The organism is Dialister sp. i34-0019-2H8, from assembly GCF_042846925.1.
GTDB lineage: Bacteria > Bacillota > Negativicutes > Veillonellales > Dialisteraceae > Dialister.
On sequence record NZ_BAABYQ010000001.1, the window covers coordinates 2,340,466 to 2,364,314 of the forward strand.

A 23,849-nucleotide genomic window follows, 5' to 3' on the forward strand; every position below is an offset into this window, starting at 1 on the left:
TGCTGCCCCTTGATTGTGGATGAAAGCTTTGCTCTCTAGTTAGAAGTGAGGAGTTAGGAGTGAGGAGTTAGGAGTGAGGAGTGGTGGTGCGGCGCATAAAAATAATGAAGCGCCGCAGAATTGTGATAGCGCTTCGCGCCATCGTCATCTCGAGCAAAGTCGAGAGATCCCTTTTGCAGAACGGTCAGCTTGCTAAGGAAACGCTGATTGGGTGATTAAGAGGCCAGGAGACATCAGTCTCCTGTATCGTCATTTCGAGCGAAGCAAGAAATCTTTGTCATTCGCGGCCTGAGACTCACGCTTTCCCCACATGTGCCGCACACCTCTCCGCTGTCCTCATCTGTCTTTCATACCGCCTGTGCCCTATCCGCCCCTTCGGGGCACCTTCCCCTCGAGGGGAAGGCTGACGATACGAGGGAAACCTGCTATCAAGAGACCTTCAGGCATCGCCCCATAAATATTCGCGGCGCTTCCCTGTTTTTATGCGCCGCACCACCCCCTCTGAACCCTCTGAACCTGTAGAACCCGTTCCCCCCTCTTTCATCCCCAATCAAGGGACAACACGTCCCCGGGGCTAACCTTGCACCCAAAAGGAGCTCTCCCTTTCGGAAGAGCTTCTTCTTAAAATCTGAGCGACGTGATGAAGTAGGCCGCGCAGCTGACGAGGACCGTCAGAATGATCATCATCGGATCGGCGATGGAGGTACGGTAGTTTTCCGGATTGTAATGCGTGCGTTTCCGGAAAGGACGTGCATCCAGGAAGTCCATCGGATTGCTCGTGAGATCCATGAATTTATCATTCGCAATGCCCCAGGCATCGCCAAGGCCTTTGCAGAGTGCGCACATGAGTCCGCTCACGAAGTTCATGATCGCCGCGAAGGGCTTTCTGTAGAACCAGTCGGTATCGAGGCTGAGGGCGGTGTGCGGCTCCATCCTCGGAAGGAACATCATGAACGGCACCATGGTGACGACAAGGATCTCTACATAAGACAGGAGGTGGGCTGCCGTGAAGGGCTCGTAGGTGACGGCGCCGAATGGCAGGAAGCGGTAAAGCAGATCCGGATATACGCCGTAGAGGAAGCAGAGGCAGGCGCCAAGGCCCATCGCGACGTACATATTCTTCGGGAGCTTGTGCTTCATGACAATGTCTTTTTCCTCGTTCCGAAGGAAAATGAAGTAGCCCATCTTCAGTGTGATAGATAAAAAGGTACCGACGCTGGCAAGCTCAAGCAGGGTGTAGACCCAGTCATAGCCGGCTTCTGCCGCTGCCGCGATGGTGATGGTCTTACTGATGAAGCCATTGAAAAGCGGTACGCCGGAGATGGAGAAGGCAGCGACGAAGAAGCAGAGAGCGACGAATGGCATTCTCTTTGCCATGCCGGAGAGCTGATTGATCTTGCGGATGCCTGTCGCATAGATGATCGCGCCCGCGCACATAAAGAGGAGCGACTTATAGAGGATGTGCGAGAAGGCATGCGCCGCCGCACCGTTCAGAGCCATCGCCGTGCCGACGCCGACACCGGCGACCATGAAACCGACCTGACTGATGATGTGGTAGCCGAGAAGGCGGCGCATATCATTTTCCATGATCGCATAGAGCGCCCCATAGAGCGCCATGAAGCAGCCGGCAGCCATGAGGAAGTCAGTCCCCGCAAAGATGCGGATGAGCGCATAGACAGCGACCTTCGTGGTGAAGGAGGAAAGGAAAACGGAGCCGGTGATGGTGCCTTCCGGATATGCATCGACCAGCCATGCATTCACCGGAGGGATGGCCGCATTCACGGCGATGCCGATGAGGATCGCCCAGAAGGGCAGGTTGTGCGCGCCCGCTGAGAGGTTCATGACGAGGCCGTTTCCAGCACCGACCTCGAGGAAGATGCCATAGAGCAGAAGGTTTCCGCCCAGCATGTGGACCATGAGGTAGCGGTAGCCTGCGCGGCGCGAGGCCGGTGTATGATGGCACCAGATCAGGAAGAGGGATGTCACCGCAAGGCCTTCCCAGAAGGCGATGAAAGTCATCCAGTCCTTGGCAAGAGTGACGCCAAGCGCACATCCGGCGTAGGCCAAGGAGGCGAAGGCTTCGATGCGGCTGTCATTGTGGCAGGAGTAGATCCCGCCGATGCAGGCCATCAGAGCAAAGATCATGCAGAAGACATAGCTTAAACCATCCACATGGAAGTAGTCTAGGATGTAGCCGGTGCCAAAGAATTCCATGGAGAGGTCTGTGCCCATCGGCATAGAGAGCGCGGCAGCAAGGGCCGCGAAGGGACCGATGGCAAGGACCACTCTCCGAAGCGCTTTCGGTACAATGGCCGCAATGAGTCCGACGAGAATGAGGATGATGCCAGGATGCCATGCATTACTCAATGTGGCCACCTCCTCCGCGTGTATAGTAGTTCTCACTGCGCTGCAGGAGCGGCGCCATGATGAGCTTGGCAAGGATGATCAGGATCCATCCGGACACAAACCCGAAGAAAATATCATAGCCGAAAGGAAGCGGCCACCATGACGGGCTGTGCAGATGTACGCCTGCGATCTCAGCCGCGCAGGAGACGAGTAGAATGACAGCGGCCAGGATATAAATTCTTTTCTTCGTCATTTCAGCCACCCCCCGTTCCATCCGGCGCAGATGCCGCTTGCGGCCATATCGGCCAGATCATAGAAATGCGGATATACATCCGGCAGTACGCCGAGGATGACGGCAAGCGCTGTCGTGATGCAGATCGGGATCAGCATGGAATAGCTGAATGCCCCGTACTTACGGAATTTTTCCTGCGGATCATGCCGGAAGTAAGCCATGCGGACGACCGGCATTAGATAAGCCGCTGCGAGGAGCGCACTGGCGACCCAGATCAGGATGTAGAGAGGTTTCCCCGCCTGCAGCGCGCCGAGAGCGAGGTTCCACTTACTGACGAAGCCGACCAGGAATGGCGTGCCCGCGATACCGAGGGAAGCGATGGTGAAGCAGGCCATGGTGACCGGGAGCTTCTTCCCGATGCCATAGAGCTCACTGATATTATTGCGGTGCGTTCGCGCAATGATGAGGCCGGCGCACATGAAGAGCGTGATCTTCATGACCGCGTGGGCGACCAAGTGCAGGTACGCGCCCTTAATGGAAAGCGGCGAGAGCAGAGCCGCGCCCAGCACGATGTAGGAGAGCTGTCCGACTGTCGAAAAAGCGAGACGTCGTTTCAGGTGATCCTGCCGCATAGCGATGAGGGAGGAAATAATGATACTGCCGGCAGCGAACCATGCGAGGACGTCCACGACGCCGATCTGGGAGAGGAGCTGCGGCCCGAAAACAAATCCGATGACACGAAGGACAGCGAAGACGCCAGTCTTGACGACAGCCACCGCATGAAGCAGGGCGGAAACCGGAGTCGGCGCGATCATGGCTGCCGGCAGCCAGCCGTGCAACGGCATGACAGCCGCCTTAACGGAGCCTGCCATGATCATCAGGATGAAGATGAACTGGAGCACCCACTTCGGAGCCATGTCCGGGGTGAGGAAGCCGCCCGGCTTGAAGTCGACAGTCCCTGCGATGCAGTAGACGGCGATGATGCCGGCGAGGAAGAGCTGACCGGAGATCAGTGTATAAATGAGGTACTTGCGGCTCGCAGAGAGCGCTTCTGCATTTCTCTTATGAAGCACCAGAGGGTAGCTCGCAAGGGTCAAAAGCTCGTAGAAAATAAAGAAGGTGATGAGGTTCGACGCCATGGCGATGCCCATGACCGCAGAGAGGCAGACCGCGAAGGCCGCGAAATAGCCAGTCTGTTCTTTTTCATTGTTGCATCGCATGTAGCCGATGGAGTAAAAGTTCATCGGTACCCAGAGCATGGAGGCAAGCGTCGCAAAGATCATGCCCGCCGGATCCGTCTTCAGCGTGAGCCCCAGGGTATCGGTGATACGGCAGAGGGTCCACTCGTACTGATTGCCATCCAGGACCCCCGGCACCATGGAAAGGATGATGCCAAACATGATCACGGAAGCGATGGCGCTCCATGCCTCACGTACATTTGGCCATTTCCTGCTGAATGCGATCAGGATCGCAGCGAAGAAGGAAACGCCTACCGCCAGAAATGGTCTGCAGTCTATGATCGTCATCTCAGAAACACCCCCGGCAGTCCCAGTTTAATCACATCAGTCACGATGGTCGCATTGCCAAAGCCCAGCGCGATGATCATGATGCCCATGATGAGGATCGGGATGACCATCGGCAGCGGCAGGCCCAGCTTGCCCTTATGCGGATGCACCTCTGTCAGAGAGGCTTCCCGCTGGACGAACATCTGCTCAATGATGCGGAAGAAGTAGATCGCATTGAGAAGCGAGCTGATAACCAGTACGAAGATATAGAAATACTCTCCGCCGGTGTAAGCCCCCAGCATGAGATACCACTTGCTGAAGAAGCCGCAGGTCGGCGGCAGCCCGATCATGGAAAGCGCTGCCAGCGCCACGGTGATGGAGCTGATAGCCATCTTCTTATTGAGGCCGCCCAAGCGGTACAGATTCACTTCGCCAAAGCGGTACTGGATCCCGCCGATGACGAGGAAGAGAGAGCTCTTCATGAAGGCATGGTTGATGATGTGCATCACGGCGCCGATGAAGCCGTACATATTGCCCATCGCCAGACCGATGGCGATGTAGCCGATCTGTGCGACCGAGGAGTACGCAAGCATGCGGCGGAAGTCGTACTGCGCCATCGCCATGACAGAGCCGATCAGGATACCGCACACGCCTAAGATCCCCAGCACATTCAGCGCACTTTCCACGACTGGATTATCGACCTGGAAAATGTAGTAAATAAAACGGATGAGTGCATATGCCGGTGCCTTGCTCATGAGGCCTGCGATGAAAGCGGCTGCGCCCGGATGTGCGTAGGTGTAAGCATCCGGTTGCCAGCCATGCAGCGGGAAAAGTGCCATCTTGATGCCGAAGCCGATCAAAAAACAGGCGACTGCCATGGCAAAGAGCGGCGAATGCAGATGCGGGATGATGAGCTGCGCGAGGTCTGCCATATTGAGCGTACCGGTCATCGCATAGAGATAGCCGACACCCAGCAGGTAGAGGGACGCGCCGATGGTCCCGATGAGGAGGTAGCGGAAGGCCGCCAGCATGGATTTCCGCCCGCCCAGCGCGATCAGCGCATAGCCGGAAAGCGACATGATCTCCAGATAGACATAGAGGTTGAATACGTCGCCGGTGATGATCATGCCGGAAAGGCCGACCGTCAGAAGACCGAAGAGCGTATAGTAGCCGCCGACGTGGAGCCAGTCCTCATCCTTCACAAAAGGCCGGCTGTAGAGAGAGACGAGCATGGAAATGAAGGTGACCAGCACCGCAAGGATGCTGTTCAACGGGTCCAGCGCAAATTCGATGCCGATCGGCGGGATCCAGCCGCCCATCATGTAGTGCCAAGTCGCTCCGCCATTTTCAAGCACATGCTGGAGCACCAGGCAGGCACTCGCAAAGGCGCCCGCGATGGAAGCCATCACGATGTAGGAGCCCAGATTGCGGCTGATGCGGGAGAAAAGCATGCAGAGAAGCGAGCCGGTCAGCGGCAGAAGTACGATAAATACGGGAGCGTGCTGTGTCATTTACTAGCCCTCCTCAGTACCTCGACCTCTTCCACGGAGCCATAGATCTCCTTGATGCGCATGAGGAGCGCGATCGCGACCCCCGTGGTACCAAGGCTGACGACGATAGCCGTCAGCATCAGGCCGTGCGGCAGCGGGTTGATATACATCGATGGATCCGTCGTGATGCCATTCTGGATCGGGATCATCGCGCCGTCTTTCTGCGCAAAGCACAGGTAGAAATAAATGACAGCGACCTGCATGACATTCATCGCCATCAGCTTTTTCATGTAGTTCTTGCTGAGGACCATGCCATATACGCCAAGGAAGAAAAGGATCATGACCAGGGTGTAAAGACCTTTTGTTTTCAGGAATTCATTCAGTACGTCCATGCTCTTCACCCCTTTTCACGATAGCATCCAGCAGATTGATGATCGTCATCATGACGCAGATGGCGACGCCGATCTCGATGAGGAAGATCCCGGTCGCATGCATTTCATTCTGCGCTTCCATCCGGATCGGCATGTAATTGTAATTCAGGAAGAAATCCGCCCCGCCCAGAAGCGTCAGCCAGCCGGTCAATGCATAAATGAAGGTGCCGACACCGGCCAGCACGACCGATGTTTTTCCCAGCACATTGAATTTCGTATCAAAGCCCAAGATGAGACGCGCGAGCAGCACGCCCACCGAGAGCAGCGCCCCCGCCTGGAAGCCGCCGCCCGGAGAAAATTCACCGAGGCAGAGGATGTAGACTGCATATACCATCGTGAAGGGTACCAGCATGCGGAAGGCTATATTCAGGATCAGACCGCCAAATGGTTTATTCATTTGATAATCTCTCCTTCCTCCGGATCTTCCGGCTCCTCTTCAGGACGACGGCCCACCGTATTGCTGGTCAGGATGAGGACCGTCGTCAGCCCTGCCAGAAACATGACCGAGGTCTCCCACATGGTATCGAAGCCTCGATAGTCAATGATGACGCCAGTGACGATATTCGGAGAACCCGTATCCTCCTCACTGCGCGAGATATAGGTCGGTGTGACATGCGTATTCGGTGCCGTATTCGGATCCCCGATCTCCGGGAGGTAGGTGACTACCGAGACGAAGAGCGCCGTCATGACCGACAGAAGTACCGCTACCAGTCCACGCATTACTTACACCACCTATCAATTTTCTTCAGCGATGCTACGAAGAAGATCGTAGAGATCGTACCAATGACCGCTTCTGTGAAAGCCACATCCGGAGAACCCATCATGAGGTACAGGAGCACCGCGCAGAAGCTGAACGCGCTGTAGATGATAGCTGCGGAGAGGATATCCTTGCAGAAGATGACCGCGCAGGTGATCAGAATCAGGAAAACCAGAAGAATGGCTTCGATCGTATAGATTTCCATTATTTTTCCTCCTTTTCCAAATGTCCCACCGGTTCATCAATGCTGTGATCCGGACCCGCAAGACCGAGGAGCTTCTTCGCGCCCTTCGTCTTGAGCGTCCAGATCGGATGGCCGGACTTATAGGCCGACTTGCTCAGAATATGTGAGCCGATCGGGTTCGCCATGAAAACCAGAAGAAAGACGAATGCGATCTTGAGAGAGGTCAGTGTCGCGCCTTCGTAGATCATAAGACCGATGAAGGTCAGCATGCAGCCCAGCGTCTCGCTGTTGCCGGATGCATGGATGCGGCTGTAGAAATCCGGAAGCCGGAGCATCCCGATGCCCGAGCCGATGAAAAAGATAAGCCCGCCGATGATGAAAAGCGCCGCTGCCATTTCCCGAGGAGAGGTAAAGCCGAGTTCACTCATATCTTATTCCCTCCTATGAACTTCGCCACGATGAGGGATCCCAAGAATCCCAAAAGCGCGTAAGAGATCGCAATATCCACATACATATCCGGACGCTTGTCGATGAAGCCGAAGACCACGATGAGACAGATCGTATCCGCCCCGATGACCCCCAAAGCATTCATCCGATCAAAGATCGTCGGCCCGTTGAAGAGTCGCTGGAGCATGAGAGCGATGACGAAGAGAAGCACCAGCATCACGACATAGAGAAGAACCATCATGATCATTCCTCACCTTCCTTTTCTTCGACCACCTCGAAATCAAGCGGCATGCCATAGAGCCATGCCACCTTTCTTTGCATCCCGCCGTCCACAAGACCATCCGCCGCCCCTTTCGTCAGCGCATGGATCTCATAAAGTCCGTCATCGGTCACATTCATGGTGACCGTCCCCGGCGTCAGCGTGATGGAATTGGCCAGGATCGTCGATGCCATCGGATTGTCCGCCCGGAAATAGAAGCGTACCACTTTCGGATCGATCTGGAGCTCCTGCGACGTCTCGGCAAGAAGCACATCGACATTCGCGAGCACGAGCTGCCACATCAGCCAGATGAAGTACCAGATCATCTTCAAAGGGGAGAAGCCAAAGACATAGTAGAGACGGCTCTCCTCCTTATTCGGCACCAGAAGCAGCGGATACGTCAGCCATGTCGTCACCAGCGCCGTGATCACGCCGTATACGATGAATTTCGTCTCCGTATGTCCCGAGAGCGCCATCCAGAAGGCGAACAGCACCACCGCGAGGCATCCCATGTGAACCACAGGCGAACCTACGATCCTTTTATCATTCCATACTACCTGTTTTCCCACAGCGACCACCTTTCCTCACCGAAGCCAAAGCCATATATCTCTATCGGAGATCTCTGAATAAAAAAAATGCAATAAAAGCATCTGATCGCTTCTATTGCATCAAGTAACGAGCAGGAAAAGATATGCTTTCAAGCAAAAAGTATATGATTTTGCGTTGCTTTACCGCGCTGTCTCATGCCGAGGACAGCACCCGAATCATCCCAGCCATGATCACTCTCATAGTGCATTGACTCCCCTCATTTTCCTCAGGGCTTCTCACCGGGAGAGGCTCTTTTCCATATTGATTATATTTATAGTATCACATCCTATAGAAAAATGAAACAATTAAAAGAGTTCAATTATCGCAAAGTTGCATAGCCCGCAATGCATGAATTATTTTTCACATAGGAGTCTATCAATGTGAAATGCATAAAAAAATGAGCCTGAAGAAATTTTCTTCGCGAAAAGATCTTCAGGCTCATTCCTGTTTTCTGGCAGGGGCAGGTAGAGTCGAACCACCGATAACGGAGTCAAAGTCCGTTGCCTTACCGCTTGGCGATGCCCCCATGAAGTCCGATAATATCGGATTTCATGCAAAAAAAAATGGGGCGAGTGGTGGGACTCGAACCCACGCGTAACGGAGCCACAATCCGCCGTGTTAACCACTTCACCACACCCGCCATATTTTTCCCGTCACAGGCATTTCGCCATATGACGTTGTTTATTGTACCATAGAAAGAAATATCCGTCAAATAGTTTTCCGAAAGATTTTTTTCGTTCATCACCTGTCACAAAAAAATTCTCTTACAATATATAAAGAGATTCATTAAAGGAAAGAGAGCGTCCCATCCCCGGTGCAGGGGATGGGGCGCCTTCGCTCCTCCCCAAGAGCTCTGATGCCTCTTCACGCCAGGACCCAACCTCCACCCTTCCTCCGCTCCTTTATATGTTGTATAATAATAAACAACTTAAAAGCACTGGTTCCAAGCAGGATCTGTTATACCAGTGCTTCTTTTTATTATTTATCCTTTTATCAATGAGGTACACACCATGGACAACAAACCTTTCCGACAGGGCACCATCGATCACTTCTTAGACGATCTCGGCAGCAAGAAAGCCGCCCCCGGCGGCGGCGCAGCAGCCGGGCTCGTAGGCGCGCAGGCCTGTGCGCTCGCCGAGATGGTCTGCCATCTGACAGAATCCAATAAAAACTACGCAGAATTCCACGAAAAAGCAGCTGAATATGCCGCCGTCTTTCAGATGGCCCGCTCCATCTTCCTCGATCTGATGGATGAGGATGCCAAGTCCTTCCTGGAGCTGATGAACACCCTGCGCGCCATCCGTCCGCTTCCGCTGGCGGAGAGACAGGAAAAACAGCTCGAAGCCTTCAAGAAAGCGATCGAAGTCCCGCAGCAGATGGCGCAGACCATGAGCGATCTGCTCCCGAGCTTCACGAACCTTCTCCTCAAAGGAAATAAGAACGCCATCAGCGACGCCATCATGGCTGCCCAGCTTGCCATGGCTTGCATCCATGCTTCGATCCTGAACGTCAAGATCAATATGAAATACATCGATGATGAATTCTATGAACACGAAATGAATGATACAATCACCGCATGGGAAAATGCCATCTCCGCCATCGATGCCGTACTGACCTATCAGGTGGATTTATAAGGTGAACCCGTGGGGCGTGTTTCCCTAACGCCTAATCCCTAGCTACTAATCCCTAGTCACCAGTCCCTAGTCACCAGCCACTCCCAATCCCTGGTCACTTTCCCAAAGGAGGCCCTATGTTTTCCAAAAATCAAAGCGGTTCCTCCTTGAACCGCCAGCTCTTCGAAACCTACATGGCGCTCGACAACTGGCACCAGTTCCGTCTGCGTCTTTTCATCGAAGGGATCTTCGTCGGCATCGCAGGCGGACTCTCGATCAGTCTCTTCCGATTTCTCCTGAATGAATCCGAAGCCCTACGCATCCACCTCTACTACGCCTACCTCATCCCGGCGCTTCGCAAGGATGACCTCCTGCCTCTTCTTTCTTACACGCTCCTTCTCCTTGTGATCGGCGGCGCGCTCTGCGCCATGTGCCGCTACGCCCCCATGGCCGGCGGCTCCGGCATCCCGCAGGTAAAGGGCGTCATCCTGGGCCTCATGAAAATGAAATGGCTACGCATCCTCTGGGTGAAGATCCTCGCCGGAGCCATCGGCATCGGCGCAGGGCTCTCGCTCGGCCGCGAAGGCCCCTCCATCCAGATCGGTGCCGTCGCCGGGCAGGGCCTCTCACGCATGCTCGGCCGGACACGCATGGAGGAGCGATACCTCATCACCAGCGGTGCGAGTGCAGGGCTTGCCGCCGCCTTCAATGCGCCGCTCGCCGGCATGATGTTTGCCCTAGAAGAGCTCCACCGCAATTTCTCCGGCGCCGTCCTTCTCCCCACGATGACATCAGCCATCACAGCGACCATCGTCACCCGCTGCTTCTTCGGGAATGGGACCAGCTTCCATTTCGTCGATCTCGTCCCGCTCCCTGCCCAGTACCTGTGGTATGTGGCTCTCATCGCCCTCATCTGCGGCCTCGCCGGTATCATCTTCAACTACGGCCTCCTTCACATCGGCGCCTTCTACCATCCGAAGGTCTTTAGGACGCAGGCATCCAAGATCATTTTTGCCCTTCTCTGTGCCGGTGCGCTCGGATTCCTCCTCCCACAGGTCTTGGGCGGCGGCAACCATCTTGTCGACCAGCTCGCCGTCACGAGCTACCCGCTCGCCTTTCTGCTGCTTCTTCTGGCAACCAAATATATCTTCACCCTCATCAGCTACGGCTGCGGCGCGCCCGGCGGATTCTTCCTGCCCCTGCTCGTCATCGGCGCCCTGACCGGCGCCGTGCTGGCGAATCTCCTCGTCAATGCAGGACTTCTCTCTGCGGTGTACACGCCGAATGTCATCATCATCGGCATGGTCTCCCTCTTCGCCGCGAGCGTGCGCTCTCCCATCACCGGGACCCTCCTCATCCTTGAGATGACAGGCGACTTCGGTCACCTCATGGTCCTCGCCTTTGCTTCTGCCATCGCCTATATCACCGCAGAGATCCTGAGAGGACGCCCGATCTACGATGCCCTTCTCCAAAGATCTCTCGCCGCCAGCCCCGATACCGCCTGTGAAGAAGAAAAGAATATGATCGAAGTCCCCATCGCGAGCGGCTCCCTTCTGGAAAACCGTCCAATCTCCGAGCTTCCTCCCATGAAGCAGACCGTCATCGTAGAGATCAAGCGCTCCGGGAAAAGCCTCATCCCCGACCCCGATACCCGCCTTCGCGCCGGCGACTTCCTCTACATCCTCTCCGAAAGCCGTAATGCAGAAACGCTAAAACGCATGGGCGAAGAGTCGAATGTGAAATAAAAGGTTCAGGGTTCAGCCCGTGGGCGTGCCTCCCCTTGATCGTTTGCGAAAGAGGTTCAAAGGTTCAAGGGTTCAAGGGTTCAAGGGTTCAAGGGTTCAAGGGGGGTGGTGCGGCGCTTCGCGCCGATTTTTGTAAACGGCGCTGCCCGAAAGTCGTATTCAAGTCCCAGTCACCATTGATATAAAAGGAGTCTTTCTCATGGGTCAGCTCAGACGAAAAGTGCATAACTACACCATTCTGGTGCTCATCAAAGAAGGCTCAATGCCCGATTTTCATGTCAAGTCCCTCGCCGCCCTGCGCGTGCGCGAAGGCGCAGAGGTCGACTCCCTCTGCTTTCAGGACTGCGACCAAAAGGAAAGGCAGGCCATTGCCAAGGATATGAAGGCCCTTCACGCCTTTCTGGCAGACGACCTCATCCTCACCGCAGACATCAGTGAGAATATGCCCGCCATGGAAAAGCTATATCAGGAATACTGCGATGCCTTCTTCACGAATACCACGCTCGATATCCTCCCCATCAATGAAGAGGTGACTCCTCTCATGGATGATCCCGCGGCTTTTACGGCGCGCATCGCCGCCATCCAAGGAGAAACAGATGCATTGAAACGCGCCCGCTCCACTCACGCCATCTATGAGGAAGCGGCAGAGATCCTCTACGGCTATCAGAAAGGCTGGCCCTACTGGATCTGTGCGCTCTCCACCGAAGAAGAACGCGGCATGGAAAAACGCCTCCCCGCGAAAAAGAAAAAGCTCTGGATCGCCACCCTCTGCTGGTTCTTCGGTCTGCACTACTTCTATCTGGGAAATTCCGCGCGCAATCTCTTCTATCTCATGACCGTCGGGGGCTGCTTCCTCTGGATGCTTTTCGATCTCTACCGCCTCCCTGCCATGGTGGACGAAAGCAATGCAAAGATCGCAGAAGAAGTGTACAAAGAATTGAAAAAGGGATGAGTGCCTAGGGATTAGGGATTGGGGATTAGGAACCTCAAGTGACTGGTGACTTGAATACGACTTTCGGGCATCGCCCCGTTTCGTCATCCTGAGCGGCGAGAAACGTCGTATGTGAGATAACGGATGCCAGAACAGCTGCGACCTGAGCCGAAGGATCTCGGCGAAGCCGCCACCTTCACTCCTCACTCCTCATTCCTCACTCCTCATTCAAGTCGAGCTTTCATCCACAATCAAGGGGGCGGCACGCCCCATGGGCTAACCTAGGACCAGGGAAACGCCGGCCCATTCTATCCCCTTGACTTTCTCCCTTGTAACGTGCTATATTACTAATAATTTCACACAGGCAGTGAAGAGAAGAGTACATGATCGCAGACTGGCAAAGAGAGCGCCCATATGGTGAAAGGGCGTGCAGTCAGACCATGGAAGATGGCCTCTGAGCCAGGTATGCTGAATGATGAAGCAGCCCGGGTGCTCCCGTTACAGAGCTTGGGTATCATGGAAACATCGTACCTTAAAAGGCATCTGCGGCGACGCAGATGCGAAATTGGGTGGTAACACGAACTCTCGTCCCTTTGGGGACGAGAGTTTTTTTATGGTTTCAAAGACCTTTGGTCTAAGCCCTGCCACTCCTCATTCCCTCAAAAATCCTTTACTTGACTGTCTGCCCAAGGAGGTCTTTACTTTGCCGATCAAAATCGCTGATGGCCTGGACGCCATCACAGAATTAAAAAAAGAAGGGATCGTCACCATCAATGAAGCGCGCGCACGAACACAGGATATCCGCCCACTGAAGATCCTGATCCTGAATCTGATGCCCATCAAGAAGCCGACAGAAGTGCAGCTGCTCCGTCTCTTAGGCGACACCCCGCTGCAGCTCTCGGTCGATTTCGCCCGCATCGCGTCTCGCGAGACCACCCACACGGACCGCTCCTACCTGTCCAAGAACTATCTCACCTTCGATGACATCAAGGACGAGAAATACGACGGCTTCATCATCACCGGCGCGCCCGTCGAAAAGATGCCCTACGAAGAAGTCGAGTACTGGCCAGAGATGATGAAATACTTCGAATGGGCGGATACCCACGTCTTCTCCACCCTGCATTTCTGCTGGGCGGCACAGGCCGGGCTCTACCGTGACTACGGAGTAGAGAAACGCATCCTCCCCCGCAAGCTCTTCGGCATCTACCAGTACGGCCTCACGGTGGATTACCACCCGCTCCTCCGCGGCTTTGACGACCGCTACTTCATCCCGCAGTCCCGCCACACCTCCATCGACGACAGAAAGGTCGATGAGACACCGGAGCTCACCGTCCTCTCCCGCTCCTCCGAGAACGGCATCAATATCATTTCCGATCAGGAGTCCCGCCGCATCTTCGTCCTCGGCCACTTCGAGTATGACCTTCGCACATTGGAATGGGAATATAAAAGAGACCGCGAGAAGGGCCTTCCCATCCGCCTGCCGGAAAACTACTACCCCTACGACGATCCGCAGGAAAAGCCGCGCTTCGTCTGGTGCAGCTACGCCCACCTTTTCTATCACAACTGGCTGAACTTCGTCTATCAGGAGACCCCGTACAGCCTCGATCACCTCATGCCATTCAATGTGCATAATCCGCTGCATGTGTAAAGGGTGTCTGGGGACTAGTGACTGGGGATTAGAAATTCGTGCTCACCTGGCGTAAACGCTGTCCTGCCATGCACCATGCTGCCTCTCGTTTCCCAGTCCAATGGAAAATGGTATCCTGCCCTTCCCTGCTCCAACTTTATACTCTGCGGTGCTTTTCATTTTTTTGCACCGCACCGCCATTTCTCATTTCTAATTTCGCATTTCTCATTCCATAAAAAAGACCGCCGTAGCGGTCTTTTTATTTGCTTTATTTCAGTACAGACGGCAGCCAGGTGGCAATGCCAGGGAAGAAGCAGAGAAGCGCGATCTCCAGCACCATGATGAAAGCAAAAGGGGCAGAGCCGGCGATGATATCCTGGATCGAGCTGTCCTCGCTGATGCCCTTGATGACGAAAAGATTCATGCCGACCGGCGGTGTAATGAGGGCCAGCTCCATATTGATCAGGAGCACGACATTGAACCAGATGGGATCGAAGCCCAGCGCCTTGATGATCGGGTAGAGCATCGGCAGCGTGATGAGGATGATGGAAACTGTTTCCAGCACACACCCCAGAATGAGCAGCACGATATTGATGCCGATGAGGATGACCCAGCGGTTCATATGCCCTTCCGTCACGAGAGACATGAGCGCCTGCGGGACCTGCAGCACAGTCAGGATATAGCCGAAGAGCATAGCGCCGACCATGATGGCAAAGATCATGCAGGATGTCTTGATGGTCGAGCGGAGGATCCCCGGCATATCACTGACAGAAAGGCTCCTGTAGACGAAGAATGTGATGACGAGCGCATAGATCGTACCGACAGCAGCAGCTTCCGTCGGCGTGAAAACGCCGGTATAGATACCGCCGATGATGATGACCGGCAGCAGAAGCCCCCAGATATTATCACGGAGCGCTTTCATCTTTTCTTCCGTCGAAGCCTTTTCTTCTCTTGGCTTATTCCAAGAGGCAATGACGATGTACGCCACGAAAGCAAGCGTCAAAAGCGCCCCCGGTACGACGCCGGACATGAACAGCTTTCCGACGGATTCATCGGTGATGGTACCGTAAAGGATCATCGGAATGGACGGCGGGATGAGGATGCCGAGGGTACCGCCGGCAGCGACAGAGCCGACGACGAGCTTTCTGTCATAGCCACGCTTCAGCATTTCCGGGATCGCCATCGCACCGATAGTGACCGCAGTCGCCACGGAAGAGCCGGAGATCGCCGCAAAGATCGCACAGGCGAAAATAGTCGCGATGCCAAGGCCGCCGGGAAGATGGCCCATCCACTTGCTGCCAAGCTCGAAAAGCCCGCTGCCGACCTTGCCCGTCAGCATGATCTGGCTCATCAGGATATAGAGCGGCACCGACGTCAGGACATAAGAGTCCAGCGTCTTGTACGCGATGACAGGCACCTGCGAAAGGGTGGACATGTCGATAAACTGGATGATCCCCAGGATACCGGCAATGCTCAGCGTAAAGGCGACCGGCATGCCGATGACAAGGAGGAAGATGATGAACAGCGCAAAACCTGCAAGGATCATAGGTCAGTCCTCCTCTTGTGCAAAGAAATCACCCAGAAAATGATTCAGGGTTTCCAAAAACAGCAGTACAAAGCCGATCACCATGAAGGTCTGCGGGATCCAGAGCGGCACACGCAGAAGCGTCGGCGAAACGATGCCATTCTCAAGGCTCATCAGCATGTAATTCGTAGACTCCGTCATGCAGACATAGAGCGCAAAGAGCGACAGAAGCGAAGTGAAGATATCCATGCCCCTGCGCACCCCCTTCGGGAAGCGGGAATACAGGAAATCAACAAAGATATGACCATGCGTGCGCATGGTGTAGGACATGCCGAAAAAGCCTGCAAGGATCAGGAGATAGGTAGAAATCTCCATCGCCCAGACAGTCGGGCGATGCAGGATGCTTCTGGCAATGATCTCATAACAGATGATGAAGGCTGTCGCCAGAATAGCCAGCCCCGCGATCGCAGCAGCCGTGCATGTCACGCAGCCAAGAGCTCGATCAAACATTTTATAAACAGAACGCATGACAGCCCTCCTTTATTTAATACAAATATATAGGGTGGTTGATAGGTTTAAGGGTTCAGGGTTAGCCCACGGGGCGTGCTGCCCCTTGATTGTTTGCAAAAGAGGGGGAGCGGGTTCTACAGGTTCATAGGGTTCAGAGGGGGTGATGCGGCGCAAAAAATAATGAAGCGCCGCGGAGTTTTGATAGCGCTTCGCGCCGTCGTCATCTCGAGCGTAGCCGAGAGATCCTCCTTGCAGAACGGTCAGCATGCCAACTGCGCTACTTCAATCACCGCTTGCTTCTAATCCCTAGCCACCAGTCACCACTTTACCCGACCGCTGACCCCAGCGGCAAACCAGTCTCTTATTTCTTCGATGCTTTTCTGCAGTCTTCCACGAGCTGCTTGCCAAAGTCGCCCTGTTCCTGTTCGAACTTCTCGATGACAGAGGCAGTCGCATCCTGCCACAGCTTCACTTCATCCGCCGGAACCGTGTAGACATCCATGCCCTTGGCAGCGAGCTCCTTCAGGCAGCGGTCATCCTCCGCCTTGGTCTCCTTACGGATCTCATCGCGGATCTCCTTAGCGACTTCATTCACCAGCTTCTGCTGATCCGGAGACAGCTTTTTCCAAGAGTTGTCATTGATCGCGAGCAGGAAGCCGACATAGGAATGGTTCGTGGTGGTGAAGTACTTGCAGACTTCGTAGATCTTGCGAGACAGGATCGCCGTCTGACCGGAGGACTGTCCGTCGATGGTGCCATTCTTGATCGCCATGTACACTTCCGAAGAGCTCATGGTCGTCGGAGAAGCGCCGAGCGCCTGGATGATGTCAGCCGATGTTTCAGAGTAAGAACGGATCTTCAGTCCCTTGAAATCCTCCGGCTTTTCGATCTTTTTGGCATTGTTGCAGAACTGTACATAGCCATAGTCAGCCCAGATCAGCGGATGAACGCCCTTCTTTTCCATTTCTGCCGTCAGCTTCGAGCCCAGATCTCCATCGAGCGCATTGTCAGCCGCTTCGATGGTCGGCAGGACGAACGGCAGATCGAGGACCTTGAGTGCCGGTACGACCATGGACCAGCGCGCGGTAGAGTTCAGACCGATATCCAGCCCGCCGCTCATGAGCGCATCATTCATATTCTGGTCATTGTAGAGCTGTCCGGCCGGGTATACCTTGACCTCGATCGAACCCTTGGATCTTTCATTGACCTCTTTGGCAAATTTTTCTACACTCTTGGACAGATGATGCTCGGACGGCAGCTGATATGCCAGCTTCAGCTCGACCTTCTGCCCATTGCCGGATGCTGCCGCCTTCTTATCTCCGCCGGACATGCCGCATCCCGTCATCATACCTGCCATTGCCAGAGCAGCCAGAGAAGCGGCTGCGATCTTCATCGATTTCTTACCCATCATAGATCTCCCTTTCTGCTATACTTACATCAACCTATAAAACACCCTTCTTGAATAAAGTCCTCGAGGGAGACAGCAGATTTCGCGACTACCTGCTGCCTCAAGCCCGCTCTCCCTTTCTCAGGTATCAAAAAACGCCCTGACTGATAAAAATCAGCCAGGGCGTAAACCTTCACGCGGTACCACCTCGCACTATACTCGGAGGCCTTGTAACGCTGCCAAACGCCGCATCCTACTTCATTCAGATACGGGACTTGCGGACGACTTTGTGAGGATCCTCTGCTGCCTTTCACCATACGGCAGCTCTCTGCCAGAGAACCGATTCACTCGCTTCCGTTCCTTGTCTTTATTCAAAATTAAGCTTGTGACAAGTATACACGCTGCATTTATGTTTGTAAAGAGGAAATTTTTAAGCTCATGAAAAGGACACGGCGCTACGAGGAAGGAGGATGCCGCAAATGGCATCCTCCTATCGCTTGCGATATAATGAAGAAGCGATACACCCTGTCAGATCCCCTACATTTCGAGGTATATGATGACATTCATACAGCACTTAGACTCCCCACTTGGCGACATCCTCCTCGCAGCGGATGACGTAGGACTCACCGGCCTTTGGTTCGAGGGGCAGAAATACTTTGCCGCCACTCTCCCGGCAGAAGTACAGACAAAAGAAACGCCCGCGCTGAGAGAAGGAAGGCGCTGGCTAGACCTGTACTTTGCGGGAAAAGAGCCGAAGACCTCTCCGCCCCTCCATCTCATCGGCACTCCGTTTCGCCTTTCCGTATGGAAGATCCTCTCCGAGATCCCCTACGGAAAAACGATGACCTACGGAGACATCGCGCAAAGACTTGCCCAAGAACGCGGTCTTCCTTGCCTATCCGCCCGCGCCGTCGGAAGCGCCGTCGGAAGAAATCCCATCTCCCTCATCATCCCCTGCCACCGCGTCATAGGCAGGAACGGCCGCCTCACCGGCTACGCCGGAGGCCTTCACCGAAAAGCCTATCTCCTCGCGATGGAGAGAAGACATGGAGATAGGGAGACGTTAGACTTGGAGACATTAGACTTCAGACCTCTGATCTCTGACATCTAATGTCTTCAAGTCTCTAATCCCTAGTCACTAAAAGCAGAAAGAACTCCACCATGACCCACATTCTCTTCGTCTGCCACGGACTGAATAACCACAGCACGAACCGCTGCTACATGGAAGCCAACAAACCATGCAACAGCGGTTTTTCTTTATCGTTTTTTCCTCTGGCTGATAGGCGTTCCCATTTTCTTTGACTTTTTGAGAATACGAATGAGCCAGCGAAATTCTTCGTCTGATTCACTCGGCGAATGCCGCAGCAGTCGACAGAATGTTGGCTTCCGCCGTCATGATCGGCTCCAAATCATACAGGGGACGCTACACTTCCCCTGCGCTGGCTGCCGCCAGCTACCCTTTTGTGGACTTGCCATCTGGGGATACCTTGCGTTGCAAGCTGTTCCCAAATGGCAAGTTTCATAAAATATGTTATCTTTTCGATAGCCAATGAAGTATAATGAAGATAACAGCAAATCGGAATTTCTGAAGGAGTGAAATTATCGTTATGAAGGACATCAAAAATACTTGTAAAATCGCATTAGTGCAGGCAGAGCCTGTTATGTTCAACAAAAGCGCTTCGCTAAAAAAACGCTTCAATATATTAGTGAAGCCGCGAGCCAAAAACCGGATTTGATTGTTTTTCCGGAGCTGTTTATTCCGGGATACCCTTTTGGAATGAATTTTGGTTTTAGCATGGGAAAACGAAGCGAGGAGGGGCGTAAAGACTGGAAACGATATTACGATGCCTCTATTGTTGCCGGAGAAACGGAGTTTCAGCAGCTTGCAGAGGCGGCTCAGAAAACTGGAGCATATATCAGCCTTGGCTTTTCCGAGAGAGATGCCGTTAATGGAACGCTTTATAATAGTAATGTCATTTTTGAGCCGGATGGATCGTACAAGGTGCACAGAAAATTAAAACCGACAGGCTCCGAACGTGTTGTATGGGGGGATGCTGATAAGGGGTACTTCCCTGTTACAACAACGCCATGGGGGCCGATCGGCAGTCTGATCTGTTGGGAAAGTTATATGCCGCTTGCTCGTGTGGCTCTTTATCAAAAAGGCATCACGATTTACATTTCGCCAAATACCAATGACAACCCAGAGTGGCAGGCTACCATTCAGCACATCGCAATAGAAGGCAAGTGCTACTTTGTTAACGCTGATATGATTATCAGACGCAACTCATATCCTTCTGACCTATACGAGAGAGATGTCGTATCACAGCTTCCGGAATTTGTTTGCAGAGGAGGAAGCTGTATTATCGACCCGTATGGACATTATTTAACAGAACCAGTCTGGGATAAAGAAACCATCATCTACGCAGAACTTGACATGAGTTTGCCTATCTCCTGCAAAATGGAGCATGATGTGGTTGGACATTATGCACGTCCAGATATACTTGAACTAAAAATCAACGATAAATAGTGCAACAATTACAAATTCTAACTAAATTCTCTTTTTCGGGACTGGAAAAATAGGAATTGTCAGAGGATAAGCATTATGGAAATAAAAAAGGAAAATTATCAAAAGGCTCTGGATATTCTTAAAGACTCAGGCTATGAAATCGTAGAGTGACAATTTCCAGTTTATCAGCTTCACATCGGGTCAACTTGCCCCGAACTTTTACAACGAAATACCCGCCGCTCACACAGCGGCACACCGAGCAGGAAATCTGAAAAAAGGTCTCCTGCTTTTTTCTGCCCAAAATGAGGTAGAAAAAAGCCACCCCATCTGCCGCTCCCCCATGGCGGAATTCATCATGAAAGCGCCCATCCGCAAAGCCGGATGCGAGAAGGCGATCACCGTGGACTCTGTCGCAGCGACCACGGAAGAGATCGGAAATGATATGTACCCGCCCACCAAGCGTATGCTCGCAAAGAAGGGCATCCCCTTCTCGCCCCGCCACGCCCGTCTCATCACGGCGTCGGACTATGCCCGTGCAGACTATATCCTCTGCATGGACGAGGAAAACCTCGCCGACCTTGCCCGCCTGACGTGTGGCGATCCGGAGAAAAAAGTCTCTCTCCTTCTCTCTTGGACAGGGCGGCGCGCCGAGGTGGCAGATCCATGGTATACGGGAAATTTCGAGGAGACGTATGAGGATATCCTCGAAGGCTGTGAAGCGCTGCTGAAAAGCATACGCCGGCAAGGCGTTGCCGGCTCTTGGTGAATGCTCGTTTGGCGATCGCTGCCAATGGTCTTGCTTGGGATCTGTGATCCGCTTTTCCTTTATCCACAGAGTTGTTCACAGTTATTCACAAAACTGTGAATTGCGAAAGCCTCCTCTTCGCAGCTCCGACAATTCGCTAACTGTCACACTTGTCCATCTTAGATATACACAGAGAATTGTGAATATCTGTGAACAAGTGCAGGATGCATGCGCAGTCCTCTTGAAAAAGGCCCGATCCTGTCGGACTGTCTCGCCTCCATGTCTTTGTTCACAGCTGTGGATTTTGTGAATAGCCTATTCACACCCCGGCGCGCTGTTCCATTTTTTTGTAAAACATTCGTCAAGAGGATGTTCGCTCACGTAAAAAAACGAGAAATCAAGAGAAATATAACGAATGAGCGAGAGACAAAGGAGCACCCCCTGTCCGCGTTGTGTGGATATCGGGGGGGGGAGATGCGTGACTAGTAGCTAGTGGCTAGGGATTAGGGATTAGAAATCTCAAGTGACTTGTGACTAAGAGACTAGGAGACATCAGGCTCCCGTATCGTCATTTCGAGCGCAAGCGAGAAATCTTTGTCATTCGCGGTCAGGCGGACAATGTTTGGAAAGTTCAAAACGGGAAACCTGCTATCAAGAGACCTTCGGGCATCGCTATTATTTATACTTCGCGGCACGTCCCATAGGCTAAGTTTGAAAGCAGGGATAAAGATTAGTGGCTAGGGATTAGGAGTCTCAAGTGACTAGTGACTGGAATGCCAGCTCATGGCATCGCCATTATTTATACTCTGCGGCGCTTCTTTTTTATGCGCCGCACCACCCCCTTTGAACCCGCTGAACCTGTTGAACCCGCTGAACCTCTTTCGCACGTAATCAAAGGGCACCTCGACCCACGGGCTAACCCCAAGCCAAAAAGAGCAGCGACATGGCCGCTGCTCTTTTTTCATGCTATATGGATTTCTTATTTCTTTTCTTCTTCGATGGGATAGTCCTGCAGAGCATCGTATCCTTCTTCACCGGTGCGGATCTTTACCGCATTGTCAATGGTGGAAACAAAGACCTTGCCATCGCCATACTTGCCGGTGTAGAGAGCCTTCTTCGCTACCTCGATGATGGTGCGGGGAGAGATCTTGGATACCACGATGTCGATGCGGACCTTCGGCAGAAGCTTTGCCGAGACGGCAGCGCCGCGGTACATCTGCGTCTGTCCTTTTTCGAGGCCGTAGCCCAGTGCTTTCGTGACGGTCATGCCCGTGATGCCGATGGCTTCCATGGCAGCCTTCAGGATCTCGAAGCGTTTATCCGAAGTAATGATCGTGACGCAGTAGAGGCGGTGTCCATCGGTCGGCAGTTCTTTCGGCACGATCTTTTCTGCTTCCGCTTTCTTTTCTTCCGCAAGCGGTACTTCGACTGCCTCTTTCGGCGCCTTGCCTGCTTCCAGTGCTTCGGCTGTGGTGTCCGGCGCCATCATGAAGTCTGCATACGCAGAGACGAGGCCGTGTTCTTCGAAGTCAAGACCATTGATCTCTTCTTCACGGGTGACGCGAAGACCATTCGTGGCTTTGATGATACGGAATACAATGTTTATCGCAACGAATACGTAGAGGGCTACAACGGCAACGCCTAAGATCTGGATCATGAGGAAATGCGGATTTCCTGTGTAGAGAAGGCCGTCTTTGACAGAGAAGACGCCGGTCAGGATGGTGCCGAGTGCGCCGCACACGCCGTGAGCGGAGATGGCGCCGACAGGGTCATCGATCTTCAGCTTCTGATCGACGAATTCGACCGCATAAACGATCGCGATGCCGGCGATGACGCCGATCCAGAAGGAACCGGCCACGGAAACGACATCCGTGCCTGCGGTGATGGCTACGAGACCGGCAAGACCGCCGTTCAGTGTCATAGAAACATCTGGTTTGCCATATTTCACCCAGGTGAGAAGCATGGTGGTGACAGCACCGGCAGCGGCTGCCATATTCGTGGTGACCATGATGCTGCCGACGGAGAGGATCGTATCATCTCCGGTCATGGAAACGGTGGAGCCGCCATTGAATCCGAACCAGCCCATCCACAGGATGAACATGCCGAGGCAGGCAAGAGTGATAGAGTGACCGGGGATCGCATTGACGCTGCCATCCTTATTGTACTTGCCAATTCTTGGTCCAAGCAGAGATGCACCGACCAGAGCGCAGACGCCGCCGACCATGTGTACACAGGTGGATCCGGCGAAGTCATGGAAGCCGAGCTCAGAGAGCCAGCCGCCGCCCCAGATCCAGTGTCCGGAGATCGGATAGATCAGGAGAGAGATCAAAACGGAATAGATGCAGTAGGAGGAGAATTTCGTACGTTCAGCCATCGCGCCGGAGACGATCGTCGCAGCGGTCGCGCAGAAGACGGTCTGGAAGAAGAGGTAGACCAGCGGAGGATAGCCTGCATCACCGGTGTCATAGTGAGTGACGAAGAAATCCGGCGTGCCGATGATGCCGCCGATGTCTTCCCCGAACATGAGACCGAAGCCCAGGACCCAGAAAACGATGGTGCCAAGTGCAAAGTCCATGAAATTCTTCATGACGATGTTGCCTGCATTCTTTGCTCTCGTGAGCCCAGTCTCCACCATCGCAAATCCCGGCTGCATGAAGAATACCAGCATAGCCCCCAGCAGTGTCCAGGTCGTATCCGCAGAGGAGTACTTTCCCTCCGCATCCGCCGCCATGATCATGGTCGGCGTGCACAAGGCCGCCGCCAGGAGCGGCCATTTGGCTAAAATTTTTCTCATTTTTACCACACCCTTCTAAAAAAAGAAATAAGAATTTTTCCGTACATAGAGAAAGCCCGGACCTATGTCCGGGCTTCATTGTCCAAAAGAAAAAGTCTCGATGCCCCTGCATCAAGACCTCTTTGTCCTCTGTGTACTTGTCATTCATTGCTGAATATGCAGATATGATAACGCTAAGAGGCGCCGCCGTCAAGGGGGAAAATGGGAAAATTTGTCAGAAAGTGGGA

General features: G+C 53.5%; 22 protein-coding genes, 2 tRNA genes, 1 pseudogene and 1 other annotated feature. Of the genes and pseudogenes, 7 read left to right on the forward strand and 18 right to left on the reverse strand.

Annotated elements, in window-relative coordinates; all coding sequences use genetic code 11:
• Positions 1–621: 621 nt before the first annotated feature.
• The 13 genes from ACGG9R_RS10210 to ACGG9R_RS10270 all read right to left on the reverse strand — a co-directional run bounded on the left by ACGG9R_RS10210 (position 622) and on the right by ACGG9R_RS10270 (position 8,879).
• Positions 622–2,367 carry a Na(+)/H(+) antiporter subunit D gene (locus ACGG9R_RS10210; RefSeq protein ID WP_390154703.1) on the reverse strand — a complete coding sequence of 582 codons (1,746 nt, stop codon included), beginning with the start codon at positions 2,365–2,367 and terminating at the stop codon, positions 622–624.
• Positions 2,360–2,599, reverse strand: coding sequence for a hypothetical protein (locus ACGG9R_RS10215; protein ID WP_390154706.1), 240 nt, complete (start codon positions 2,597–2,599; stop codon positions 2,360–2,362). The genes ACGG9R_RS10210 and ACGG9R_RS10215 overlap by 8 nt, the downstream gene beginning before the upstream one ends.
• Positions 2,596–4,104 (reverse strand): monovalent cation/H+ antiporter subunit D family protein, encoded by a 1,509-nt coding sequence (locus ACGG9R_RS10220; protein WP_390154709.1) that lies wholly within the window; start codon positions 4,102–4,104, stop codon positions 2,596–2,598. The genes ACGG9R_RS10215 and ACGG9R_RS10220 overlap by 4 nt, the downstream gene beginning before the upstream one ends.
• Entirely contained in the window at positions 4,101–5,594 is a 1,494-nt protein-coding gene (locus tag ACGG9R_RS10225; RefSeq protein ID WP_022105669.1) for a monovalent cation/H+ antiporter subunit D family protein, read from the reverse strand. The genes ACGG9R_RS10220 and ACGG9R_RS10225 overlap by 4 nt, the downstream gene beginning before the upstream one ends.
• The gene (locus tag ACGG9R_RS10230; RefSeq protein WP_022105670.1) at positions 5,591–5,965 is read right to left on the reverse strand and encodes a sodium:proton antiporter; all 375 of its coding nucleotides are present in this window, start codon (positions 5,963–5,965) and stop codon (positions 5,591–5,593) included. The genes ACGG9R_RS10225 and ACGG9R_RS10230 overlap by 4 nt, the downstream gene beginning before the upstream one ends.
• Positions 5,949–6,401: an MnhB domain-containing protein gene (locus tag ACGG9R_RS10235; RefSeq protein ID WP_022105671.1), complete on the reverse strand. Its 453-nt coding sequence runs from the start codon at positions 6,399–6,401 to the stop codon at positions 5,949–5,951. Before ACGG9R_RS10235 ends, ACGG9R_RS10230 begins: the two co-directional genes overlap by 17 nt.
• Entirely contained in the window at positions 6,398–6,724 is a 327-nt protein-coding gene (mbhE, locus tag ACGG9R_RS10240; RefSeq protein ID WP_022105672.1) for a hydrogen gas-evolving membrane-bound hydrogenase subunit E, read from the reverse strand. The genes ACGG9R_RS10235 and mbhE overlap by 4 nt, the downstream gene beginning before the upstream one ends.
• Positions 6,724–6,966, reverse strand: coding sequence for a hydrogenase subunit MbhD domain-containing protein (locus tag ACGG9R_RS10245; RefSeq protein ID WP_022105673.1), 243 nt, complete (start codon positions 6,964–6,966; stop codon positions 6,724–6,726). The genes mbhE and ACGG9R_RS10245 overlap by 1 nt, the downstream gene beginning before the upstream one ends.
• A complete protein-coding gene (gene mnhG / locus ACGG9R_RS10250; RefSeq protein ID WP_022105674.1) occupies positions 6,966–7,373 on the reverse strand; it encodes a monovalent cation/H(+) antiporter subunit G in 408 nt (135 codons plus the stop codon). Before mnhG ends, ACGG9R_RS10245 begins: the two co-directional genes overlap by 1 nt.
• Complete coding sequence (locus ACGG9R_RS10255) at positions 7,370–7,639, reverse strand: monovalent cation/H+ antiporter complex subunit F (protein ID WP_022105675.1); 270 nt, start codon at positions 7,637–7,639, stop codon at positions 7,370–7,372. Before ACGG9R_RS10255 ends, mnhG begins: the two co-directional genes overlap by 4 nt.
• Positions 7,636–8,220 carry a Na+/H+ antiporter subunit E gene (locus ACGG9R_RS10260; protein WP_390154716.1) on the reverse strand — a complete coding sequence of 195 codons (585 nt, stop codon included), beginning with the start codon at positions 8,218–8,220 and terminating at the stop codon, positions 7,636–7,638. Before ACGG9R_RS10260 ends, ACGG9R_RS10255 begins: the two co-directional genes overlap by 4 nt.
• Positions 8,221–8,691: 471 nt before the next feature.
• Positions 8,692–8,765: transfer RNA gene (locus ACGG9R_RS10265), tRNA-Gln, on the reverse strand.
• A 38-nt stretch (positions 8,766–8,803) separates the two neighbouring features.
• Positions 8,804–8,879: transfer RNA gene (locus tag ACGG9R_RS10270), tRNA-His, on the reverse strand.
• Between the two features lie 370 nt (positions 8,880–9,249).
• Here ACGG9R_RS10270 and ACGG9R_RS10275 point away from each other — a divergent pair.
• The 4 genes from ACGG9R_RS10275 (at position 9,250) to metA (ending at position 14,176) form a co-directional block, all read left to right on the forward strand.
• Positions 9,250–9,873 carry a cyclodeaminase/cyclohydrolase family protein gene (locus ACGG9R_RS10275; RefSeq protein ID WP_390154718.1) on the forward strand — a complete coding sequence of 208 codons (624 nt, stop codon included), beginning with the start codon at positions 9,250–9,252 and terminating at the stop codon, positions 9,871–9,873.
• A gap of 116 nt (positions 9,874–9,989) precedes the next feature.
• On the forward strand, positions 9,990–11,597 hold the full coding sequence (locus ACGG9R_RS10280) for a ClC family H(+)/Cl(-) exchange transporter (RefSeq protein ID WP_390154721.1): 1,608 nt from the start codon (positions 9,990–9,992) through the stop codon (positions 11,595–11,597).
• Positions 11,598–11,796: 199 nt separating this feature from the next.
• Positions 11,797–12,549, forward strand: coding sequence for a TM2 domain-containing protein (locus ACGG9R_RS10285; RefSeq protein ID WP_390154724.1), 753 nt, complete (start codon positions 11,797–11,799; stop codon positions 12,547–12,549).
• A 337-nt stretch (positions 12,550–12,886) separates the two neighbouring features.
• Positions 12,887–13,124: a binding site (T-box leader), on the forward strand.
• Positions 13,125–13,231: 107 nt separating this feature from the next.
• The gene (metA, locus tag ACGG9R_RS10290) at positions 13,232–14,176 is read left to right on the forward strand and encodes a homoserine O-succinyltransferase (RefSeq protein WP_390154727.1); all 945 of its coding nucleotides are present in this window, start codon (positions 13,232–13,234) and stop codon (positions 14,174–14,176) included.
• Positions 14,177–14,423: 247 nt separating this feature from the next.
• On the opposite strand, the gene ACGG9R_RS10295 is transcribed toward metA, so the two are convergent.
• From ACGG9R_RS10295 to ACGG9R_RS10305, 3 genes are all read right to left on the reverse strand, one after another.
• Positions 14,424–15,701, reverse strand: a complete 1,278-nt coding sequence (locus ACGG9R_RS10295; RefSeq protein ID WP_390154730.1) for a TRAP transporter large permease — start codon at positions 15,699–15,701, stop codon at positions 14,424–14,426.
• Between the two features lie 3 nt (positions 15,702–15,704).
• A complete protein-coding gene (locus tag ACGG9R_RS10300; protein WP_022105682.1) occupies positions 15,705–16,208 on the reverse strand; it encodes a TRAP transporter small permease subunit in 504 nt (167 codons plus the stop codon).
• Positions 16,209–16,551: 343 nt separating this feature from the next.
• Positions 16,552–17,601, reverse strand: coding sequence for a DctP family TRAP transporter solute-binding subunit (locus tag ACGG9R_RS10305; protein ID WP_390154732.1), 1,050 nt, complete (start codon positions 17,599–17,601; stop codon positions 16,552–16,554).
• Positions 17,602–18,130: 529 nt separating this feature from the next.
• On the opposite strand from ACGG9R_RS10305, the gene ACGG9R_RS10310 reads away from it, so the two are divergent.
• Positions 18,131–18,688 (forward strand): methylated-DNA--[protein]-cysteine S-methyltransferase, encoded by a 558-nt coding sequence (locus tag ACGG9R_RS10310; RefSeq protein WP_390154735.1) that lies wholly within the window; start codon positions 18,131–18,133, stop codon positions 18,686–18,688.
• A gap of 146 nt (positions 18,689–18,834) precedes the next feature.
• Here ACGG9R_RS10310 and ACGG9R_RS10315 read toward each other — a convergent pair.
• Positions 18,835–18,921 (reverse strand): annotated as a pseudogene (locus ACGG9R_RS10315) (transcriptional regulator); the annotation flags it as partial.
• Between the two features lie 358 nt (positions 18,922–19,279).
• Here ACGG9R_RS10315 and ACGG9R_RS10320 point away from each other — a divergent pair.
• Both ACGG9R_RS10320 and ACGG9R_RS10325 read left to right on the forward strand, forming a co-directional pair.
• The gene (locus ACGG9R_RS10320) at positions 19,280–20,104 is read left to right on the forward strand and encodes a carbon-nitrogen hydrolase family protein (RefSeq protein ID WP_390155149.1); all 825 of its coding nucleotides are present in this window, start codon (positions 19,280–19,282) and stop codon (positions 20,102–20,104) included.
• Between the two features lie 319 nt (positions 20,105–20,423).
• Complete coding sequence (locus tag ACGG9R_RS10325) at positions 20,424–20,849, forward strand: low molecular weight protein-tyrosine-phosphatase (RefSeq protein ID WP_390154738.1); 426 nt, start codon at positions 20,424–20,426, stop codon at positions 20,847–20,849.
• A gap of 958 nt (positions 20,850–21,807) precedes the next feature.
• Here ACGG9R_RS10325 and ACGG9R_RS10330 read toward each other — a convergent pair.
• The gene (locus ACGG9R_RS10330; RefSeq protein WP_390155151.1) at positions 21,808–23,559 is read right to left on the reverse strand and encodes an ammonium transporter; all 1,752 of its coding nucleotides are present in this window, start codon (positions 23,557–23,559) and stop codon (positions 21,808–21,810) included.
• Positions 23,560–23,849: the final 290 nt, after the last annotated feature.